Genomic DNA, 18,715 nt, shown 5'->3' on the forward strand with positions numbered 1-18,715 from the left:
TCGGCGATGGCCCCAGGAAAGGGCCGTCAGGATGCCCTTCCTGGGGAAAGAATGACGATCGGCTTGTCCTGACGGCCTTCCCGTTCCACAACAGGCCTCACGTGAACAGGAGTGGGCCCGATGGCAGGCAGCGTGAACAAGGTGATTTTGGTGGGCAATCTGGGCCGTGACCCGGAGGTGCGGCGCCTGAGCAACGGCGAGCCGGTGGTGAACCTGCGCCTGGCCACCTCCGAGAGCTGGAAGGACAAGGCCACCGGCGAGCGCAAGGAAAAGACCGAGTGGCACTCGGTGGTGATCTTCAACGAGAACCTGGCGCGGGTCGCCGAGCAGTACCTGAAGAAGGGCTCGAAGGTCTATGTCGAGGGCCAGCTCCAGACCCGCAAGTGGACCGACCAGCAGGGGGTGGAGAAGTACTCCACCGAGGTGGTGCTGCAGCGCTTCCGCGGCGAGCTGACGCTCCTGGACGGCCGCCAGGGCGGCGGCGCGGCGGAGTATGGCGACGAGGAGCCGGGCCAGATCAGCCGCGGCGGCGATTTCGGCCGAGCCTCCCCCATGGAACGGCGCCCGGCTCCGGCCCAGGGCGGCGGTGGCGGATCGCGCTATAACGACCTCGACGACGATATCCCGTTCTAGTCGATAGCCCGTGACAGGGCCCCACGAGGGGACTAAAGAGACACAAAGGCGGCTCAAGCCGCCTTTTTTCCTTGTGTGATTTGAAGTTCATTGTGTGATTTGAAGCAGCCATGACCTCCCCAGCCCTCGATACCCTCTTCACCTGGATCCGCACCGAAAGTCCGACCCATGACGTGGCCGGCGTGAACCTGATGATGGACCTTGTGGTCGAGCAGATGAAGGATACGCCGGTCGCCATCGAGCGCATCAAGGGAGAGCAGGGGCTCGGCGATGCGCTGATCCTGCGCGCCGGGCCGCTGACGGACGAGCCGGCGATCCTGATCATGTCGCATCTCGACACCGTGCATCCCGTCGGCACGATCGAGCGCGACCTGCCACTGCGGATCGAGGGGGACAGGCTCTATGGTCCCGGCGTCTACGACATGAAGGCGAGCGCCTGGTTCAGCCTGGAAGCCTTCAAGGAGGTCGCCCGCAAGGGTACGGCGGCGCGTCCGCTCATCTATCTCGTCACGCCGGACGAGGAGATCGGCTCTCCCATGACGCGGCCCATCATCGAGGATTTCGCCCGTCGCTCGGCCTATGCCCTGGTGACGGAGCCGAGCCGCGATGGCGGGCAGGTCGTGACCGCACGCAAGGGCGTCGGGCGCTTCGCTGTGCATGTGGAGGGCCGCCCTGCTCATGCAGGCTCGCGCCATGCGGAAGGCCGCAATGCCATCCATGAAGCCGCACGGCAGATCCTCGCCATCGAGGCGATGACGAATTATGCGCGCGGCATCACGACGACAATCGGCATGGTGTCCGGCGGTACGGCGGTGAACACGATCCCGCAGCATTGCAGCTTCCCGGTGGATCTGCGCGTCGAGACCGTGGCTGACGGCGAGGCGCTGACCGAGGCGATCCTTGGCCTGAAGCCCCATAATCCGGACTTCAAGATCACCGTCACCGGCGGCATGAACCGGCCGCCCTATGAGCGGACGGAAGGCACGTCGAAGCTGTTCGATCACGCGAAGTCGCTCGCCGCCCAAATCGGTTTCGATCTCGTCTCCGCGCCGCGCGTCGGCGGCGGATCGGACGGTAATTTCACGGCGGCTCTGGGCGTGCCCACCCTCGATGGTCTCGGCATCGACGGAAACGGGGCGCATACGCTGCAGGAATACGGCCTGATTTCCACCATCGCGCCTCGACAGGAGCTGATGAAGCGCCTGATGGAGACGCTGCGCTGAGCATGGTGACGATCAGCGATCTTCGCGACAAGTCAGGCTTTGCGGATGTCGTCGCGGAGCGCATCTGGCGCGCTTTCTGGAAGGACGAGGGGTACCCATTGGAGCTGCTGACGGGGCTCGTGCGGCAGAGCTTCGGGAGCGAGCCCATTCCGACAGCGTTCGTGGCGCATGAAGGCGAGTGCTTCGTCGGCGCGGTCTCCGTTATCGCCAACGATGAGGAGCGAAGGCCTCAATACACGCCGTGGGTCGCGGCCCTTTGGGTCGAACCGGAGTACCGGCAAAAGGGCATTGGCGCGGCTCTCGTCGAGAGAGCGACGGAGTTTGCCTTCGCTACAGGTGCGCAGCGGGTCTATCTGCTCTCACGCGAGCGCCGGCGGGCCTATTATGAAGGCTTGGGTTGGGCGGTTCTTGAAGCCGATGTCCTGGAGCCTGGGCTTCATGTCCTGATCAAGGATGCGGGCGAGGGGATCTGATGATGGAACGCCAAGTGAGTTCTCTGCTGGGTTCTCTGTATCGGCCGAATGTCGGCATCGCTCTCTTCAACCGCCGTGGACAGGTGCTGATCGCACGACGCCTTGGCGACGATGGGCCCGAAACCATTGCGCCGGGACATGAATGGCAGATGCCGCAGGGTGGCATCGATGCAGGCGAAGATCCGCTGACGACGGCCTGGCGCGAGTTGCAGGAAGAGACCAACGTCACCAGCGCCATGTATCTCGGCGAGATAGAAGCCTGGCTCACTTACGACTTCGCACCCTATGACGGCCCGCCGCATCGCCTCTCTCCGTTTCGCGGCCAGCGGCAGAAATGGTTTGCCATGCGCTTCACGGGGGATGAGAGCGAGATCGACGTGACACTGACGCACGGCAGCGCCGTTCCCGAATTCAGTGAATGGCGATGGCAGGAACTGCCGGAAGTGCCTGCGCTGGTGGTGCCCTTCAAGCGCGCGGTCTATGAGCACGTGGCGGAGGCGTTCAAGCCCTTCGCCATATCGCAGCCATCGAGCCGCTGAGCCCGCCAGCCTGCACGCAACGCGTCTCAGTCCTCGTCCTTGTCGGGCAACTGCGCGATTTCGGGATGTTTCTGCACCAGGGCATCACGATCATTGGCGAGATTGTCCCAGGTCCGCGCCATTTCCAGAAGCTGATCGCGCTGGGGGCCTTCCGGAAGCTGCTTGGCGAGAGCGCGGCATTCCTCGGCATGCTTGCGGTACTCGGACGCTTTCTTCAATTTCTCCTCCGTGGACGCCCCTTATCTAGCACGCACTCGACTGCAGCCAAGTCTTCGCGTCGATGAGGGCGAGACATTTGCTCGGGCACTGGTCAACAAGGAAGCCTGCCCAAAGTTGTGCGGCGCTAAATCCAAAGCGATGTGGAATTGAAGGGAACAGCTATGATGGTCGGCGCCCATACTGCCCGCTTGGACGGCGATTCAGGCGGTTCGTTCTTCTCCTTCGGGCCGCAAGGATTCCCTTATTTCGTAGGGGTCCGTAGCGGCGGTGAGAAAAGGCTGATCGAGTTGCCGTATGGCATCATGCTTACTGCAGAAGACAACAATCTCGAAGCTGGCCGCAAAGGCATGGTCGACATGGTGGGCTGGGCGACAAACACCTGGATCTGGATGCAAGCCACCGCATCACATGCGGCGGGCGACCCTAGGGGCTTGGCGACCGGAACAAGGCTTCCGCGCCATTGATGACGAACTGCACCGCGAGGCCTGCGAGGATCACGCCGAGCAAGCGGCTCAGGACGATGTTTCCGGTGATGCCGAGCATGCGCGACACGCGCTCCGCAGCCATGAAGACGGCAAAGCAGCACACGACACCAAGGGCGATGAGTGCGATCAGGAAGCCCAGATAGACCGGATCACCATCAGCCCGTCCCGCGAGGAGGATGGTTGCGGTGATCGCGCCGGGGCCGGCCATCAGCGGAATGGCGAGCGGGAAGGCCGCGACATTGCGGATGTGATCCTCGGTGATCGCCACATCGGCCGTATGCTGCTTGCGTTCGTTGCGACGCTCGAACACCATCTCGAAGGCGATCCAGAACAGCAGCAGGCCGCCGGAGATGCGGAAGGCCGGAATGCCCACGCCCAGGAGCCTCAAGAGAATCTCTCCGCCGAGCCCGAAGAAAGCCAGGATGCAGAAGGCGATGATGCCGGCCCTGATGGCCACACGCTTGCGCTCGTCCGCATTCATGCCTCGGGTGAGAGAGATGAACATGGGGGCAAGCGCTGGCGGGTCGAGGGTGACGAGCAGGGTCACGAGGGCGGCAGAGATGTAGTCGAAGAGCATCGGCTGGACCTTGAACACAGCTTTGCTTTATGGGGTTCTCGAGTGGATTTGGCGAGGGGCGATGCTACGATGTTCACCACTTTGGATCGGATCAGCTGGCCCGGACACCCGGACAAGCCGAACGAGGACATCTGCGGCGTCTGCCAGGATTGGGCCTGGGTGATCGATACCTCGATCTTCCCCGGCACCGCTCCGGTCATGCACCCGAAGAGCGATGCGGTCTGGCTCGCCGCCTTCGCTGATGAGCGCCTGTCGAGTCTCGCGCCTGGGGCTGAGGACGGCGCGGTCCTGCTCCGGCGCGTGATGGAAGAGGCCCGCACGGCCTATAGGGCCGTTGCCCCGCAGGAGAGGCATGAGGATTTCGTCTCCTGGCCGCTCGGCGCCATGACCCTCGTGCGACGCAAAGGGAGCTGGCTGGACGCCTGGACTTTCGGCGACACCACGGCCTTCGTCCGTCAGCCCGATGAGACGGTCCTGACCCTGGGCGAGGCCCCTGGCCTGCGCGATACCGAATCTGCCAAGGCCGCCGAGCTGATGCGGGCATCAGGTTCCCGGCCTAACGATATTCTGAGTGAGCCCGTCTTCCTCGCCTGGCTCGGCGAGCGCCGCGAGCGGCAGCGCAAGAGCGGCGTTCCGGCGGCTTTGCTCAGCCTCAGCCCGGATGCCGCCGGTCGCCTCCACCACGAGAGCGTGCCCTGCGAGGACGGCACGACGATCCTGCTCACCAGCGACGGCTTCTCGGCCCTGGTCGATCTCTATGAGGCCATGGACGCCAAGGCCCTGATGGAAGCCGCCATCATCTCCGGCCTGGAGCCCCTGGCCCGCAAGGCGCGGGAAATCGAAACCCGGATCGATCCGGACGGGAAGCTCTTTCCTCGCTTCAAGCTGAGCGACGATACGACGGCGCTGCTGTTGAGAGCATAGAGATTGCTCCCTCCGCGCCATGGGCAGCCTGTGCCGACCATCCACGTTTGTTCGCATCGTCAATGAAACCCTCCTCGTCGTCCCCGGGCTCGTCCCAGGGATCCCCGTCTTTGATCCACCGTGGTTCGAAAGGCGTGGATGGCCGGGACAAGCCCGGGCATGACGAGGGAGGGCTCGACGAAAGAATGTTCCTTATTTGTTCTTGACTTTTGTCCTAACCGTGTCTATATCTGGGGCTGTCCTGACCTGCCGAGGGGCGCGCTCGCGAGGCGTCGTAAGTTGCGGGGTCGGGCGCGGTCCCGTGGGTGAGGTCACGCAGCCTCCTCCGGCGGGAGGCCCAGGCTGCGGCTCGGGGTTCGGGGTTGGTCGTGCGCCGCCTGCGGCAAGCCGCAGTGTCCGCGTGCGGCAGTTGCTGAACCTCGGCTCGCCTGTCCGCCTAAAAGAACCGTGCGCGAGGGGCCGTCGGGTTCCTCTCACATCTCAGACATCGAGCCGGACCGCTCCTCGCGCCTCCCTCGATTGCTGAACCTCGGGGCCGGTGCGGCTTCCGAGGACGCTTCCGCTTGGTCTTTGACATTCTGCGCCCGTGTCATCCTCCATCAGTCCGAAGGGACCGGGAAGGGGATCCACGATCAGGCGCTGCGCTATGATTCTCCCTCCGCTGCGCTCCGGCCGGGAATGACATTCTCACCGTCACGACCTGCCTTGTCTCGGCCTTCCCGACCAGGGAAAAGCGCGACGCCTCATAATCGGGATCCCCGGCACAAGGCCGGTGATGACGCGGTTCGAGGACGAAGAACCGCCGCACATTAAAGACGTGGATCCCTGGGACAAGACCGGGGATGACGGAAAGAGATAAGCAATGACAATCAATAACTTGTTTGCTTATTCGGAAACCCCCCTTAATCCTGTGGCGGGAGAGGAAATCTGCCGCAGCGGGAGAGAGGTCCAGCTTGTGGTCGGGAGCGTCCTAAATATTTGAAAAACATATCCCTTTTTTATGTGTCCTTCGTTCTGGATAACCGCTCAAAAAACTTGAAAAATGCGTCGTTCTCGCCCATCTAAAGATTTGAATTTCAATTAGATTCGCGGGGCTGCCTTCAGGGCTTGATGAAGCGGCAATTCAGCCGCCTCTCGCGAAGGGGCAGACCGTTTTAAGAAAGACCAAACTTGACCGATCCGAACGATATCCGCTCCGGCGGCCCCGCGGGGGACCAGCCGGCCAGCGACATCAAGCCGATTTCCATCGTCGATGAGATGAAGCGCTCCTATCTCGATTACGCCATGAGCGTGATCGTGAGCCGCGCTCTCCCGGACGCGCGTGACGGCCTCAAGCCCGTGCACCGGCGCATCCTCTACTCCATGCACGAGAACGGCTACACGCCGGACAAGAAATACGTGAAGTCCGCCCGCATCGTCGGTGACGTGATGGGTCAATACCATCCGCACGGCGACAGCGCGATCTATGACGCCTTGGTGCGCATGGCGCAGGACTTCTCGCTGCGGCTCATGCTCGTGGACGGGCAGGGCAACTTCGGCTCGGTGGACGGCGATCCGCCGGCGGCCATGCGCTACACCGAGTCCCGTCTCGCCAAGGCGGCGATGCCGCTCCTCGACGACATCGACAAGGACACGGTCGATTTCACGCCGAACTACGACGAGTCCAAGGACGAGCCGACGGTTCTGCCCGCGCGCTATCCGAACCTGCTCGTCAACGGCGCCGGCGGTATTGCGGTCGGCATGGCCACAAACATGCCTCCCCACAACCTGGGCGAGGTGATCGACGGCTGCCTGGCCTACATCGACAATCCCGCCATCTCCGCCGAAGAGCTGATCGAAATCATCCCCGGTCCGGATTTCCCGACCGGCGCGCTGATACTCGGCCGCTCGGGCGCTCGCTCGGCCTACACCACGGGTCGCGGCTCCATCATCATGCGGGCCAAGTCCGAGGTGGAGGAAATCCGCAAGGACCGCGAGGCGCTCATCTTCACTGAGATCCCGTATCAGGTGAACAAGGCTTCGCTGATCGAGAAGATCGCCGAGCTCGTGCGCGAGAAGAAGATCGAGGGCATCGCGGATCTTCGCGATGAATCCGACCGCGACGGCATGCGCATCGTGGTCGAGATCAAGCGCGACGCCATGGCGGACGTGGTGCTCAACCAGCTCTACCGCTACACGCCGCTGCAGACGAGCTTCGGCGCCAATATGGTGGCGCTGAACGGCGGCCGCCCCGAGCAGATGACGCTCAGGGACCTGATCGGCGCCTTCGTCGACTTCCGCGAGGAAGTCGTATCGCGTCGGACCAAGTTCCTGCTCAACAAGGCGCGCGAACGCGCTCACGTGTTGTGCGGTCTCGCCATTGCGGTCGCCAATATCGACGAGGTGATCCGCCTCATCCGAACCGCGCCCGATCCGAACGCTGCCCGCGAGGCCCTGATGGGCCGCGACTGGCCGGCCAAGGACATCGCGCCGCTCATCGCGCTGGTGGACGATCCGCGCCACAAGATCAATCCGGACGGCACCTATCGTCTCTCGGAAGCGCAGGCTCGTGCGATCCTGGACCTGCGCCTGCAGCGCCTGACCGCTCTGGGCCGCGACGAAATCGGCGACGAACTCTCCAAGCTCGCGGCCGAGATCTCGGATTATCTCGAGATCCTGCGTTCGCGCGCCCGTATCATGGGCATCATCAAGGACGAGCTCACCGAGATCAAAACGGCCTATGCCACGCCGCGCAAGACGCAGATCGTGGATTGGGACTCCGACGTGGACGACGAGGATCTCATCGCCCGCGAGGACATGGTCGTCACCGTCTCTCACGCCGGCTACATCAAGCGCGTGCCGCTCTCGACCTATCGGGCGCAGCGCCGCGGCGGCAAGGGCCGCTCCGCCATGACGACGAGGGACGAGGATTTCGTCACCCGTCTCTTCGTGGCGAACACCCATACGCCGGTGATCTTCTTCTCGTCCGAAGGCCAGGCCTACAAGGAGAAGGTGTGGCGTCTGCCGCTCGCCGCTCCGAACGCAAAGGGCAAGGCACTGGTGAACATGCTGCCGCTCAAACAGGGCGAGCGCATCAACGCCATCATGCCGCTGCCGGAGGACGAGGCGTCCTGGGACAAGCTGGACGTGATGTTCGCGACTTCGCGCGGCACGGTTCGCCGCAACAAGCTGTCGGACTTCGTGCAGGTCAATCGCGGCGGCAAGATCGCCATGAAACTGGACGAGGGCGAGCATATCGTCGACGTCCAGATCTGCTCCGAGCATGACGACGTGCTGCTCACCACGGCCAAGGGCCAGTGCATCCGCTTCCCCGTGACGGATGTGCGCGTGTTCAAGGGCCGCGACTCCATGGGCGTGCGCGGCATCAACCTGGCCGAAGGCGACAAGATCATCTCCATGGCGATCCTGCGCCACGTGGAGGCGACGGGCGAAGAGCGCGCCGCCTACCTCAAGATGCGCCGCGCCGTCATGGGCGAGCAGGCGAACGGCGATGCCGATGCGGCAGGCGGCGATGATGCGGAGGAGAACGAGAACGGAAACGTCTCGCTCTCGCAGGAGCGCTATGCGGCGATGAGCGCGCAGGAACAGTGCATCCTGACGATCTCCGAAAAGGGCTACGGCAAGCGCACGCTCTCCTACGAGTACCGCATCACCGGACGTGGCGGCAAAGGCATCACGGCCATGGCGGTCAACAACCGCAACGGTTTGCTCGTGGCCTCGTTCCCGGTCGAGAACGCCGACCAGATCATGCTCGTCACCGATGGCGGCCAGCTGATCCGCGTGCCTGTCGAGGGCATCCGCGTCGTCGGCCGCAACTCGCAAGGCGTCACCATCTTCTCCACGCGCGACAAGGAGCGCGTGGTCTCGGTGGAGCACATCGAGGGTGAAGAGGGCGAGGAAGGCGAGGGCGCCGATGACGCCGGAGCCGAGGGCGATGTTGCCGAGGGCGGCGAGGAATAAGACCTCGCCTCGCTCATCACAGATCAAATCCAAAGGGTGCCGAGAGGCGCCCTTTCTTTTTTGCCGTCGAGCGCTGTCTGCGTCGATGCCGCTGTTGAGCTTGATCGGGATTACCGTGCGGCCTGCTTGGCAAAAGCCGCCGGCTCGTGGAGCGACGCATCGGGACGGTCGCGGTTCACGATGCGCCACAGGAGCCCGAGTGTTGCGGCAAGCGTGAGGCCTGCCACGGACAGGTACATGTCTTCCGTTGTGAGCGTCAGCTTGAGTTGGCTCAGCAAAAGGCCGAAGCCGCCTGTCGCGAAACTCAGGCCGAAGACCAGAGCTTGCTCAAGAGGCCGCCCGAGCCGGAGGATATCCGGCATCAGCAAGGCAAGTCCGATCCCGTAGATCGGCAGGTCGTAATCATAGGCGTAGGGGCTGACCAGCAGGGACGCGACGGCTGCCAAACCGAGCGTCCGCCGCACCGGGAAGCCACGTCTCCAGGCGAGAAACACGACGACAAGCGAGAACACTGCGCTCACCAATTGCGCAACCATTCCCGCAAACGACGGCGCGCCGAAGGAGCGAAGGACGGCATAGGGCGAAACCATCCGGTAGAGAGGATAGAGCCCCTGCTCAAGATAGCCCTTCGCCTCCTGCACGCCTGCGAGGAGGGCGGCCCAGATCTCGGGCCCGAGCAGGAGGGTCGCGAGGGCGGATGTCGCCAGGATCGTTGCGGCGGCGACCGTTGCTGCGCCCCAGCTGCGGGACAGGAGGGTATAAACGGCAAAGGCCACCGCCAGATGCGGCTTGATGATCATCAGCCCGAGCGGCAGCCCGGCCAGAGCCGAACGTCGTTGCAGTCCCAGACAGGTGAGGCCGATCAGCGTCCCGGTCAGGAACCCGTTCTGGCCGCACACCATCGTGACGGTAATGGCGGGAAAGAGCAGGAAGAGGAGAAGGGTGAAGTGCCTGCCCGCGACAGCCTTCAGCATCGCCAGATAGGCCACAAGCGTGATGGCTGTGAAAAGGGTATAGGCCGTCCCGAGCGGCAGAAAGGCGAGGGCGGCGACGATCAGGTTGAACTGTGGCGGATAGGTCCAGGGCATGAAGACCTTCTCGCCTGACAGCGCCTCCTGCAGAGGACCCATCGTTGCGAAGGAATAGGCCTGAATGATCTCGCCCCGCCAGACCATCTGGGCGACCAGATAGAAAACGTCGAAATCAGTGGGCGGCCTGAGTTTTGTGACCGTGCTCACCCCCGAGAGCGGATTGGCTTGAATGCCGGAGAATCTCTGAACATTAACGACGAGCAGTCCCACAAGAAGGCTCAGGAGAACGACGACCATGTACTTCGCGCTGGCTGAGGCGACGTGCTGCACCGCCATCGAAATACGCTTTACCATTTCTGCAAGACCTCTTCGCGCCTCGGACCTTCTAGAACATCCCCGCTTCACGAAAAGATGCGATCTTGTTCGGTGAGTGATCCAAGGCTATTCGCCGACAGACTGCTGATCAGACGCAAATAAAGCCTAAACTGCGTTGCGAGGCTTGCCGGGGCAGCAGTGGCATGTCTTGTGCGGAACGGGAATGCCGGGGAGCTTAGATTGGCTGTGCAGGCACGGGGCGGAGCTGTCCTCCGCATACCCCTCATTCGAATTATTGGCTCAACAGACGCGCGTATTCCGCGGCGAATTTGTCCGCCATCTGATCCGCATTGGGCGCAGAGGTGGTGTAGCGGATCTTCACGAAGTTCTTCCTGCTGACCGTGATGAACACGTAAGAATTCCGGGTCTTTCCCTTCTGCGTGATGGTCAGGTGAGCCATGGCGTAGGGAACTGCTTCCGATTTCGCGATGACCTTCGCCTCCTGGTAACTTCCGGCGGAGACGGCGGTCTGGATGTCGCTGAGAGCGATCTCTCGCTGATCGGCTGCGGCTTGCTGCGCTTCAGCCGATGTCAGGTCCTCACTGAGATCGTAGATGAAGATATCGGCCCAGGTCTCGCCCGGAACCTCATAGCGCACGCTGAAACCCAGACCGGCCTCGTTGTAATCGGTCCTCTGTCTGCGCGGGAGCCCGGCGATCTTTGCCGGGAAGGGATAGCCGTCGATTTGTGTAACTTGTGCCGGGATCGGGCTACGCATGGGCTCTGCAAGGGCTTGCGAGACGAAAACCAGCCCAAGGAACAAACCAAGAGAAAGGCTCCATGAGCCTAAAAGGCGCAAGAGACGAGACATTAGACCCCCATACAGCCAAAGATAACGTAATTTAGCTGCAGAAGGGAGTCCTATTCAGGATAGGCTCTAGATGCCCAGGAGAGTTGCGTTAACCGAGAATACGGGCGCTTGAGACAACGGCCGGAGCCAGGACGGCAAGAGCAGTCACGAAGACGATAATGAGACGAGCCACCATGAGAAACCTCCTTACGAAAGGTTAATTATAGCTATGCTCCCATCCTTCAACCGTGGCGGTGCGTCAACGCACGCTCCATATCCTTCAGGGCTAGTGCGGCCTGAATCGCGAAGGCCTTGGCGTCCTCACCCGGATTCTCGCTGACGGAGGTCTTGGAGCACACGCCCACGAGCCGGTCCTTGATGGCGTTATCCCAAACCTATGCGGGATCGAAAGTCTCATTTATAACCTTGGCCCATGACACACATCGCCCTCTATACCGGCACCTTCGACCCCGTCACAAACGGCCACCTGGACGTACTGCGCCAAGCCTGCAGCGTGGCGGACAAGATCGTTGTCGCCATCGGCGTCCATTCCTCGAAGGCTCCGATCTTCAGCGCCGAGGAGAGGGCCGAGATGCTGCGCGCGGTCTGTGGGCCCGTGCTGCAGGCCAAGGGCGTGGAGCTCGAGATCGCGACCTTCAGCGATCTCGCGGTGGAGGCCGCTCGGCGTCATGGTGCGAGCCTGATTGTTCGCGGCCTGCGCGACGGCACGGATTTCGACTACGAAATTCAGATGGCGTCGATGAACGCCACCATGGCGCCTGACGTCCAGACCCTCTTCTTTCCGGCTTCTCCCCCGGTTCGCCCGATTACCGCCACGCTTGTCCGGCAGATCGCGGCCATGGGGGGCGACGTCTCGGCCTTCGTGCCGGGCCTTGTCGCGGAGCGCCTCAAGGCCAAATTCAAGCGGCCATAAAGTTTCACGACCCTCGAAGGAGAACCTAACCCATGAAGCGTTTGCTCGCAGCCTCTGCGCTCGTGCTGGCCAGCCTTGTTCCGGCAGCCGCCCAGCAGGCCAATGACCCGCAGAACACGATCTTCCTCGACACCAAGGACGGACGTATCACCATCCGCCTGCGCCCGGACCTGGCGCCGAAGCATGTCGAGCAGATCAAGACGCTGACCAAGCAGGGCTTCTACAACGGCGTCGTGTTCCACCGGGTGATCGAGGGCTTCATGGCTCAGACGGGCGATCCCACCGGCACGGGCACGGGCAAGTCCAACCTGCCGAACATCCCGGCCGAGTTCACCAACACCCAATACAAGCGCGGCTCCGTCGGCATGGCCCGCTCGCAGAGCCCCGACTCCGCCAACAGCCAGTTCTTCATCTGCTACGAGGGCTGCGGCCCGCTCACCGGCCAGTACACGCTTTTCGGCGAGGTCGTGTCCGGCATGGACGTGGCGGACAAGATCAAGAAGGGGAATGCTGCCGCCAACGGCATGGTCTCGAACCCCGACAAGATCGTGAAGATGCAGCTCGCCGCCGACGCGAAGTAATGCGGTGCGATCTCCCATCCGGAGCGCGGCGGATTATCGCCGCGTTCCTACTCGCAACGATCTTCGCTTCCGCGGCGGCTGCGCAGGAGGATGGGCTTTTTCAAAGGCGTGACGATGACTGGTATGAGCCCTTCGAGCCACCGCCCAGCTTGCCTGAGGGTATCCAAGGCGTCGTAAGGCCGAATTCGAAGGCAGACCGGGTTCCGCACATCAACACCCTGCGCGAGGTTTTCCAGGCTTTGCAGGCCTGCTGGCACCCGCCGAGCGGGAGCGGTTATTCCGGCCAGGAGATCACCTTACGCCTCAGCTTCAAGCGCAATGGCGAAGTCCTCGGGCAACCGCGGATCACCTATTACAAGCCGGGCACCCAAGGGGAGCAGCGGGGGCCCTTCACCCGCTCCGTCCGTGAGGCTTTCGAGCGCTGCACGCCCTTTCCGTTTACCGAAAGCTTTGGAGCAGCGATTGCGGGACGAATCTTCTCCTTCCGTTTCGTCGATGCTCAGCCTATGTGAACGAACACGAACAGATTTGACCGAACACGCCACCAGAGGAGAACCCGATGGCAGATCCGGAAAACACCCTCATCATGGAAACCACGAAGGGCCGCGTGGTCATCGAAATGCGCCCTGACCTCGCCCCCGGCCACGTGGAGCGCATCAAGACCCTGGCCCGCCAGGGCTTCTATGACGGCATCGCCTTCCATCGGGTGATCGAAGGCTTCATGGCCCAGACCGGATGCCCCCATGGCACCGGCACCGGCGGTTCCGACCTGCCGGATCTGCAGGCCGAGTTCAACGCCGAGCCCCACGTGCGCGGCACCTGCTCGATGGCACGGACCAACTACCCGCACTCCGCCAACTCGCAGTTCTTCATCTGCTTCGACGACGCCCGCTTCCTCGACAAGCAGTACACCGTCTGGGGCAAGGTGACCGAGGGCATGGAAAACGTGGATAAAATCAAGCGCGGCGAGCCCGTGAAGGATCCGGACCGCATCGTCTCCATGAAGGTTGCTGCGGACGTCGCCTAAAGAGCGGGCGTATCTGACAGGTATTGAACCTTCCGCCAGCGGCGGAAGGTTTTTTCATGAGCAGGCTTTAAGCCCCGACAGGAGCCTGCGGAGCCTTCTTGGCCGCCAACGCGCCGCGCACACCATTGATGCTGAAGAGCAGAGCCAGGACGGCAACGACAATGCCGCGGCCAGGGGCTGCCGCGAGCCTCATAACGACTTCAAGGACGATCCAGGCGAGGCCGATGAAGGCAATGATGAAGTTTTGGCGCTTGTAGAGGAACCAGGCCATCAGGCTTGCAATCACAATGGCCACAACATTGAGGCCCAGGGAGATGGCAACCTCAATCCCGTCCAGGGCTCCCATCAGATCCTGGCCCGTCGTAAGGATGAGCGCGATGACGATGACATAGGAGACGGCGATATAGGCCAGGGCAATGGCGCCAGCCTTGATGGCCTCGCTCCGACCCTCTTCGGTCGTCACATCGGGCCACAGCTTGCGGAACGGGTTTGGCTTGGCCTGGGACTTGTTGTCGGCATTTTCCATAAGTGCCTCCTTCGACATTTGCATGAAATATCGTTTCACAGGATGAGAGCTCTTGGCAAGTTATCCTGAGAGGAAGAGGCCTGAAACGGCTTTATCTTTGGTGGATAGCGGCCATTGACGGCGCGCCTGCTTCGGGCCGATAACGGCGCCCCGAAACAAGGCCTTCAAAACTTACCCCATGCGCGTCGACCTTTTCGATTTCGAGCTGCCCGAGCAGAACATCGCGCTCCGCCCAGTGGAGCCGCGGGATTCCGCGCGCATTCTGGTCGTCAGGCCCGATAGTGGTTTCGAAGATCGGATCGTCCGTGATCTGCCGGATCTTCTGCAGCCGGGCGACGTGCTGGTGCTCAACAACACCAAGGTCATTCCGTCCCGGCTCTACGGTCTGCGCGTGCGTGAGGAGACGGCGGCGCGCGTCGAGATCATGCTGCACAAGCGGGAAGGGGCGGACCGTTGGCGCGCGTTTGCGCGTCCGGCCAAGAAGCTCAATGTGGGTGACCGCATCCGCTTCGGCGAGGAATCCGAAAGCACGGCCTGTGAGCTCGTGCGCCTCGATGCGGAAGTGCTCGAGAAGGCTGAGGGCGGTGATGTGGCGCTTCGCTTTTCCTTCTCAGGGCCCTTCCTCGACGAAGCCATCGCCCGCTTGGGCGAGCTGCCGCTGCCGCCCTACATCGCGGGCAAGCGCGCGACGGACGAGAAGGACAGGACTGACTACCAGACCGTTTATGCCAAGGATGAAGGCGCGGTTGCTGCTCCAACGGCTGGCCTCCATTTCACCGACGAGCTGTTCCGTCGTCTCGATGAGCGCGGCATCGCGCACCACTTCGTGACATTGCATGTGGGCGCCGGCACCTTCCTGCCCGTGAAGGCCGAGGATACCACCGAGCACCGCATGCATGCGGAATGGGGCACGGTCACCGAAGAAACCGCGCGGGCGCTCAACGAGGCGCGGGCGCGGGGAGGGCGGATCGTAGCGGTTGGAACGACCTCATTACGGCTGCTCGAAAGTGCGGCCTGCGAGGATGGCACCATCGCGCCGTTCTCAGGCGACACGGCGATCTTCATCACGCCGGGCTATCGCTTCAAGGCAGTGGACGTGCTGATGACCAATTTCCACCTGCCGCGCTCGACCTTGTTCATGCTGGTATCCGCTTTTGCCGGGCTGGAACGCATGAGAACCGCCTATCAGCATGCCATTGAAACGGGCTATCGCTTCTACTCCTATGGCGATGCAAGTTTGCTCTTTCGGCGTTGACGCTCCATCTCAGCTTTTCGTGCCCGCAAGGACTTGAGCCGATCCCATGAGGACCGAATGACGACTGATCAATTCACCTTCACCGTGACCAAGAGCGATGGAACGGCGCGGACCGGCGAGATTCGGATGCCTCGCGGCGTTATCCGCACACCTGCCTTCATGCCGGTCGGCACGGCGGCCACCGTAAAGGCCATGTACCCGGATCAGGTGAAGGCCCTTGGCGCGGATGTGGTGCTCGGCAACACCTATCACCTCATGCTCCGCCCCGGCGCCGAGCGGGTGGCGCGACTGGGCGGCCTGCACCAGTTCATGAATTGGCCCTATCCAATTCTCACTGATTCTGGAGGCTTCCAGGTCATGTCGCTCTCGGCGCTGCGCAAGGTCGACGAGAGTGGCGTGACCTTCCAGTCCCACATCGATGGCTCGAAGCATTTCATGTCGCCCGAGCGCTCCATCGAGATCCAGGGGCTGCTCGGCTCCGATATCCAGATGCAGCTCGATGAATGCGTGCGGCTGCCGTGCTCGGATGAAGAAGCCGAACGGGCCATGCGCCTGTCGCTCCGCTGGGCCGAGCGTTGCCGCATCGCCTTCGGCGACCAGCCGGGCAAGGCCATGTTCGGCATCGTCCAGGGCGGCGCTGTGGAACGTCTGCGTATTGAAAGTGCGCGCGAACTCGCGGTCATGGACCTGAAGGGCTATGCCATCGGTGGCTTGGCCGTGGGCGAGCCTCAGGATGTGATGTTGCGCATGATCGAAACGGTCGAGCCGCACATGCCCAAGGAGAAGCCGCGCTACCTCATGGGCGTCGGCACCCCGGACGATATCGTGGAGGCGGTGCGCCGGGGCGTGGACATGTTCGACTGCGTCATGCCCACCCGTGCCGGACGCCACGGACAGGTTTTCACGAAGCACGGCCGTATGAACCTGCGCAATGCGCGTTTCGCAGAGGATACGCGCCCGCTCGACGAGAGCTCGAAATGCACGGCCTCGAACACCTATAGCCGAGCCTATCTCCACCATCTCGTCCGCTCGAACGAGATCCTGGGCATGATGCTGCTGACTTGGAACAATCTGGCCTATTACCAGGAGCTGATGGCGGGCCTGCGCAAGGCTATCGCCGAGGGACGGCTCGAGGACCATATCGGCGAGATCAAGGAGGCCTGGGCCAAGGGCGAGCGGGACAGCAAGCCCGAAATCGGTCATCACGCCGACAACATCGCCATGCCGGCGGAAGGATAACGCCCAATTTCTGCTGCATGCCGTGGAAAACAAGGGTTCGAGGGCCGGAGTTGAGGATTTCGACTCCAAACCGGGGCTTTTCGATTGACCCGCCGGGGAAGAGTCCCTATTTCGGGCTCACCTCTGGGAGCGCGTAGCTCAGCCGGTAGAGCATCTGACTTTTAATCAGAGGGTCCTGGGTTCGAGTCCCAGCGCGCTCACCAACAACTTCAAAGGGTTACCGGCATCTGCCCTTTGAGCCGTTTCCTCCCAGGTAGCCAATAGGTAGCCGGACGCTGAGAGCCACCCTGGTTTTTCGCTGTTCCAGGAGCCTGAGCTTGGAAGCCGGTTCTGTGAGGTAAGTCGCTCCGAGCCCTGAAACTCGACACGGAGACCATTTAGCTCCTTCATCTCGCCCTTTGAACGGCGCGGTCGAGCAGAATGTCGGAATTGCTATCTCAGAATGGTCCTCGCCTGGCGAGGGCCTCAAAGCCACTTCTCAACTGACGGAGCCGGTCCTCATAGGCTTTACTCAGGCAGGCGCGATCAACCCCACAGGCCGCTCGCCGTTTGAGCCAGGCGATCTGCTCATCTTCCATATCGCCGCGGGCACCCATGCCCAGAAGAGGCTTCAGCTGAGAGTAGAGGACGGAGATCTCAACATCCTCATCGTTCAGCTGCCGATCGGCGCAGACGGCCTTCTCGTCAGCCGTCTCGGCCTTGGCGCAGTCGAAGCTGGTAGCCCACCCCGGCTGTCTGGCGGCCATCAGGAGGAGGATCGAGAGGGTGGTAAGGGGGAGAGTGTCCCCGGTCATCGGCGTCTCCTCACGGTAGTTCGACCTCTGGAGAACCATCCAGCCTGTTGCAGGCTCCCTGCGGGATCGCTCAGGTTCGGATCAGGCTTAACGGCGTGTGAAGCCCTGCCGCCTGAGGAGCATGCTTTCGAAGATCCTTGGGCGGTGCTCGCTGGATCGGTACTCAAAGCATTCGTGCGGGCACCATCCGACGGCGCTGTTGGGCTGCAGTGTGCCTTAAAAAATCACGGCCGCACCGGAACATCTGTTTTGAGCTGGTGAGCGGACCTTCATGCGTTCGATCCCCCTCCTCAATCATGGGACGCGGATGGTCTGTGGCACGTCCCTACGCCGTCCTGGCTATTCGACCAACGGGAAGATCATCGTCACGCAGGCGCCCGAGGCCGAGCTGAGATGCCAGGGAGCGGACAGCCGAAGCCCCGTGCTGCCCTGCCTCGGTTCACCCGTGCCAAGGCCATTGTCTTGGATGCGCAGCAGCGCCTTTGTGGTGCCGATATCCGCGCGAAACTGAGCCTTGATGAACGCGTCCGTCCGGTCCTTGACCGCATACTTGATGCAGTTCGTCACCAGCTCGTTCAGGACCAGCCCCAGAGGGACGGCCCGGTCCGGCACTTCGTGAAATTCGTCAGCGGACAGCGAACAATGGCAGCCGCCAATGGTTGAGGATCTTTACCGGTCAACGAGGTGTGCGGGCCGTGTATGTTCCACGATTTGGTCGAGCTGCCGATTACCGTCGGCAAGCCCAGGACGCACGCGCTATGGCCAACTGGATCTCGCTGAACGATGCGAAACGACAGTTGCTTGATGTCGCCTGGCACCTTGAGGCAATGGCGGAGCTCGAGGAGCGGGGGGCGCACAAAACGACTCCCATGCAGAACCCGCAGCCGGAACAATAGCCGGAAACCTGCGTTCTAGGCACCCCCGCAGATCAGGGTTACGGTGCCTGTCGCGGCAGGCCTAGAATGTCGCAGGCTGAGTTATGGCCTGAGAGGAACAAAGATGTCTCACCTTTGTTGATGTCGCTCGTGATCCAGCCTCTGTGGATCAGCTCTCCAAGGACAACACTATTCAATCGATGGGTTTGCCCGGTCATCAGGATTGACTGGCGCAAGGTTCGTTGCATTCAACGA

The 18,715-nt window shown here is 62.3% G+C and carries 21 protein-coding genes and 1 tRNA gene; 15 read left to right on the forward strand and 7 right to left on the reverse strand.

Annotated elements, in window-relative coordinates:
* Window positions 1-120 precede the first annotated feature (120 nt).
* From DC522_RS06815 to DC522_RS06830, 4 genes are all read left to right on the forward strand, one after another.
* Entirely contained in the window at window positions 121-633 is a 513-nt protein-coding gene (locus DC522_RS06815) for a single-stranded DNA-binding protein (protein WP_116527935.1), read from the forward strand.
* Between the two features lie 110 nt (window positions 634-743).
* Window positions 744-1,856, forward strand: a complete 1,113-nt coding sequence (locus DC522_RS06820; protein ID WP_116527936.1) for a M20 family metallopeptidase — start codon at window positions 744-746, stop codon at window positions 1,854-1,856.
* Between the two features lie 2 nt (window positions 1,857-1,858).
* Window positions 1,859-2,329 (forward strand): GNAT family N-acetyltransferase, encoded by a 471-nt coding sequence (locus tag DC522_RS06825; RefSeq protein WP_116527937.1) that lies wholly within the window; start codon window positions 1,859-1,861, stop codon window positions 2,327-2,329.
* Window positions 2,329-2,868 (forward strand): RNA pyrophosphohydrolase, encoded by a 540-nt coding sequence (locus tag DC522_RS06830; protein ID WP_245444021.1) that lies wholly within the window; start codon window positions 2,329-2,331, stop codon window positions 2,866-2,868. Before DC522_RS06825 ends, DC522_RS06830 begins: the two co-directional genes overlap by 1 nt.
* Window positions 2,869-2,894: 26 nt before the next feature.
* Here the strand turns inward: DC522_RS06830 and DC522_RS06835 are convergent, their stop codons facing one another.
* On the reverse strand, window positions 2,895-3,086 hold the full coding sequence (locus DC522_RS06835; protein ID WP_116527938.1) for a hypothetical protein: 192 nt from the start codon (window positions 3,084-3,086) through the stop codon (window positions 2,895-2,897).
* A 162-nt stretch (window positions 3,087-3,248) separates the two neighbouring features.
* Here DC522_RS06835 and DC522_RS06840 point away from each other — a divergent pair, with 162 nt between their 5' ends.
* Complete coding sequence (locus DC522_RS06840) at window positions 3,249-3,551, forward strand: hypothetical protein (RefSeq protein ID WP_116527939.1); 303 nt, start codon at window positions 3,249-3,251, stop codon at window positions 3,549-3,551.
* Here the strand turns inward: DC522_RS06840 and DC522_RS06845 are convergent.
* Window positions 3,511-4,149: a MarC family protein gene (locus DC522_RS06845; RefSeq protein WP_116528001.1), complete on the reverse strand. Its 639-nt coding sequence runs from the start codon at window positions 4,147-4,149 to the stop codon at window positions 3,511-3,513. The two genes, DC522_RS06840 and DC522_RS06845, sit on opposite strands and share 41 nt — an antisense overlap.
* A 69-nt stretch (window positions 4,150-4,218) precedes the next feature.
* Here DC522_RS06845 and DC522_RS06850 point away from each other — a divergent pair, with 69 nt between their 5' ends.
* The gene (locus tag DC522_RS06850; RefSeq protein ID WP_116527940.1) at window positions 4,219-5,073 is read left to right on the forward strand and encodes a protein phosphatase 2C domain-containing protein; all 855 of its coding nucleotides are present in this window, start codon (window positions 4,219-4,221) and stop codon (window positions 5,071-5,073) included.
* A gap of 1,257 nt (window positions 5,074-6,330) precedes the next feature.
* Window positions 6,331-9,033 carry a DNA gyrase subunit A gene (gyrA, locus tag DC522_RS06855; RefSeq protein ID WP_245444028.1) on the forward strand — a complete coding sequence of 901 codons (2,703 nt, stop codon included), beginning with the start codon at window positions 6,331-6,333 and terminating at the stop codon, window positions 9,031-9,033.
* Between the two features lie 110 nt (window positions 9,034-9,143).
* Here gyrA and DC522_RS06860 read toward each other — a convergent pair whose 3' ends face one another.
* The gene (locus DC522_RS06860) at window positions 9,144-10,418 is read right to left on the reverse strand and encodes a glycosyltransferase family 87 protein (protein WP_116527941.1); all 1,275 of its coding nucleotides are present in this window, start codon (window positions 10,416-10,418) and stop codon (window positions 9,144-9,146) included.
* Window positions 10,419-10,671: 253 nt separating this feature from the next.
* Window positions 10,672-11,157: a hypothetical protein gene (locus tag DC522_RS06865; protein WP_133239245.1), complete on the reverse strand. Its 486-nt coding sequence runs from the start codon at window positions 11,155-11,157 to the stop codon at window positions 10,672-10,674.
* Window positions 11,158-11,662: 505 nt separating this feature from the next.
* Here DC522_RS06865 and coaD point away from each other — a divergent pair.
* The 4 genes from coaD to DC522_RS06885 are packed head-to-tail and all read left to right on the forward strand — an operon-like array spanning window position 11,663 to window position 13,771.
* Complete coding sequence (gene coaD / locus DC522_RS06870) at window positions 11,663-12,163, forward strand: pantetheine-phosphate adenylyltransferase (RefSeq protein WP_116527943.1); 501 nt, start codon at window positions 11,663-11,665, stop codon at window positions 12,161-12,163.
* A gap of 32 nt (window positions 12,164-12,195) precedes the next feature.
* Window positions 12,196-12,744, forward strand: a complete 549-nt coding sequence (locus DC522_RS06875) for a peptidylprolyl isomerase (RefSeq protein ID WP_116527944.1) — start codon at window positions 12,196-12,198, stop codon at window positions 12,742-12,744.
* Window positions 12,744-13,256, forward strand: a complete 513-nt coding sequence (locus DC522_RS06880; RefSeq protein ID WP_116527945.1) for a hypothetical protein — start codon at window positions 12,744-12,746, stop codon at window positions 13,254-13,256. Before DC522_RS06875 ends, DC522_RS06880 begins: the two co-directional genes overlap by 1 nt.
* A gap of 47 nt (window positions 13,257-13,303) precedes the next feature.
* Window positions 13,304-13,771: a peptidylprolyl isomerase gene (locus tag DC522_RS06885; protein ID WP_116527946.1), complete on the forward strand. Its 468-nt coding sequence runs from the start codon at window positions 13,304-13,306 to the stop codon at window positions 13,769-13,771.
* Between the two features lie 67 nt (window positions 13,772-13,838).
* Here DC522_RS06885 and DC522_RS06890 read toward each other — a convergent pair whose 3' ends face one another.
* Window positions 13,839-14,297: a hypothetical protein gene (locus tag DC522_RS06890; RefSeq protein WP_116527947.1), complete on the reverse strand. Its 459-nt coding sequence runs from the start codon at window positions 14,295-14,297 to the stop codon at window positions 13,839-13,841.
* Between the two features lie 178 nt (window positions 14,298-14,475).
* On the opposite strand from DC522_RS06890, the gene queA reads away from it, so the two are divergent.
* From queA to DC522_RS06905, 3 genes are all read left to right on the forward strand, one after another.
* Window positions 14,476-15,552 carry a tRNA preQ1(34) S-adenosylmethionine ribosyltransferase-isomerase QueA gene (gene queA, locus DC522_RS06895; protein WP_116527948.1) on the forward strand — a complete coding sequence of 359 codons (1,077 nt, stop codon included), beginning with the start codon at window positions 14,476-14,478 and terminating at the stop codon, window positions 15,550-15,552.
* 57 nt (window positions 15,553-15,609) lie between these two features.
* On the forward strand, window positions 15,610-16,791 hold the full coding sequence (gene tgt / locus DC522_RS06900; RefSeq protein ID WP_116527949.1) for a tRNA guanosine(34) transglycosylase Tgt: 1,182 nt from the start codon (window positions 15,610-15,612) through the stop codon (window positions 16,789-16,791).
* 127 nt (window positions 16,792-16,918) lie between these two features.
* A tRNA-Lys gene (locus DC522_RS06905) sits at window positions 16,919-16,994 on the forward strand.
* Between the two features lie 234 nt (window positions 16,995-17,228).
* Here DC522_RS06905 and DC522_RS06910 read toward each other — a convergent pair.
* Complete coding sequence (locus DC522_RS06910; RefSeq protein WP_116527950.1) at window positions 17,229-17,585, reverse strand: lysozyme inhibitor LprI family protein; 357 nt, start codon at window positions 17,583-17,585, stop codon at window positions 17,229-17,231.
* Window positions 17,586-17,924: 339 nt separating this feature from the next.
* Window positions 17,925-18,197 carry a sensor histidine kinase gene (locus tag DC522_RS06915; RefSeq protein ID WP_116527951.1) on the reverse strand — a complete coding sequence of 91 codons (273 nt, stop codon included), beginning with the start codon at window positions 18,195-18,197 and terminating at the stop codon, window positions 17,925-17,927.
* 146 nt (window positions 18,198-18,343) lie between these two features.
* On the opposite strand from DC522_RS06915, the gene DC522_RS34685 reads away from it, so the two are divergent.
* Entirely contained in the window at window positions 18,344-18,481 is a 138-nt protein-coding gene (locus tag DC522_RS34685) for a hypothetical protein (protein ID WP_165820073.1), read from the forward strand.
* The last annotated feature ends 234 nt before the right edge of the window (window positions 18,482-18,715 follow it).

The organism is Microvirga sp. KLBC 81 (genome assembly GCF_003075415.1).
In the GTDB taxonomy this organism is placed as follows: domain Bacteria; phylum Pseudomonadota; class Alphaproteobacteria; order Rhizobiales; family Beijerinckiaceae; genus Microvirga.

Bases quoted from the DNA above. Each gene is read 5' to 3' on its own strand.
- DC522_RS06865 (WP_133239245.1), bottom strand. From the start codon at position 11,157: ATGCGTAGCCCGATCCCGGCACAAGTTACACAAATCGACGGCTATCCC.
- DC522_RS06825 (WP_116527937.1), top strand. From the start codon at position 1,859: ATGGTGACGATCAGCGATCTTCGCGACAAGTCAGGCTTTGCGGATGTC.
- DC522_RS06910 (WP_116527950.1), bottom strand. From the start codon at position 17,585: ATGACCGGGGACACTCTCCCCCTTACCACCCTCTCGATCCTCCTCCTG.
- tgt (WP_116527949.1), top strand. From the start codon at position 15,610: ATGACGACTGATCAATTCACCTTCACCGTGACCAAGAGCGATGGAACG.
- DC522_RS06880 (WP_116527945.1), top strand. From the start codon at position 12,744: ATGCGGTGCGATCTCCCATCCGGAGCGCGGCGGATTATCGCCGCGTTC.
- DC522_RS06875 (WP_116527944.1), top strand. From the start codon at position 12,196: ATGAAGCGTTTGCTCGCAGCCTCTGCGCTCGTGCTGGCCAGCCTTGTT.
- queA (WP_116527948.1), top strand. From the start codon at position 14,476: ATGCGCGTCGACCTTTTCGATTTCGAGCTGCCCGAGCAGAACATCGCG.
- DC522_RS06885 (WP_116527946.1), top strand. From the start codon at position 13,304: ATGGCAGATCCGGAAAACACCCTCATCATGGAAACCACGAAGGGCCGC.
- DC522_RS06830 (WP_245444021.1), top strand. From the start codon at position 2,329: ATGATGGAACGCCAAGTGAGTTCTCTGCTGGGTTCTCTGTATCGGCCG.
- DC522_RS06840 (WP_116527939.1), top strand. From the start codon at position 3,249: ATGATGGTCGGCGCCCATACTGCCCGCTTGGACGGCGATTCAGGCGGT.
- coaD (WP_116527943.1), top strand. From the start codon at position 11,663: ATGACACACATCGCCCTCTATACCGGCACCTTCGACCCCGTCACAAAC.
- DC522_RS06845 (WP_116528001.1), bottom strand. From the start codon at position 4,149: ATGCTCTTCGACTACATCTCTGCCGCCCTCGTGACCCTGCTCGTCACC.
- DC522_RS06820 (WP_116527936.1), top strand. From the start codon at position 744: ATGACCTCCCCAGCCCTCGATACCCTCTTCACCTGGATCCGCACCGAA.
- gyrA (WP_245444028.1), top strand. From the start codon at position 6,331: ATGAAGCGCTCCTATCTCGATTACGCCATGAGCGTGATCGTGAGCCGC.
- DC522_RS06890 (WP_116527947.1), bottom strand. From the start codon at position 14,297: ATGGAAAATGCCGACAACAAGTCCCAGGCCAAGCCAAACCCGTTCCGC.
- DC522_RS06860 (WP_116527941.1), bottom strand. From the start codon at position 10,418: ATGGTAAAGCGTATTTCGATGGCGGTGCAGCACGTCGCCTCAGCCAGC.
- DC522_RS34685 (WP_165820073.1), top strand. From the start codon at position 18,344: ATGGCCAACTGGATCTCGCTGAACGATGCGAAACGACAGTTGCTTGAT.
- DC522_RS06815 (WP_116527935.1), top strand. From the start codon at position 121: ATGGCAGGCAGCGTGAACAAGGTGATTTTGGTGGGCAATCTGGGCCGT.
- DC522_RS06850 (WP_116527940.1), top strand. From the start codon at position 4,219: ATGTTCACCACTTTGGATCGGATCAGCTGGCCCGGACACCCGGACAAG.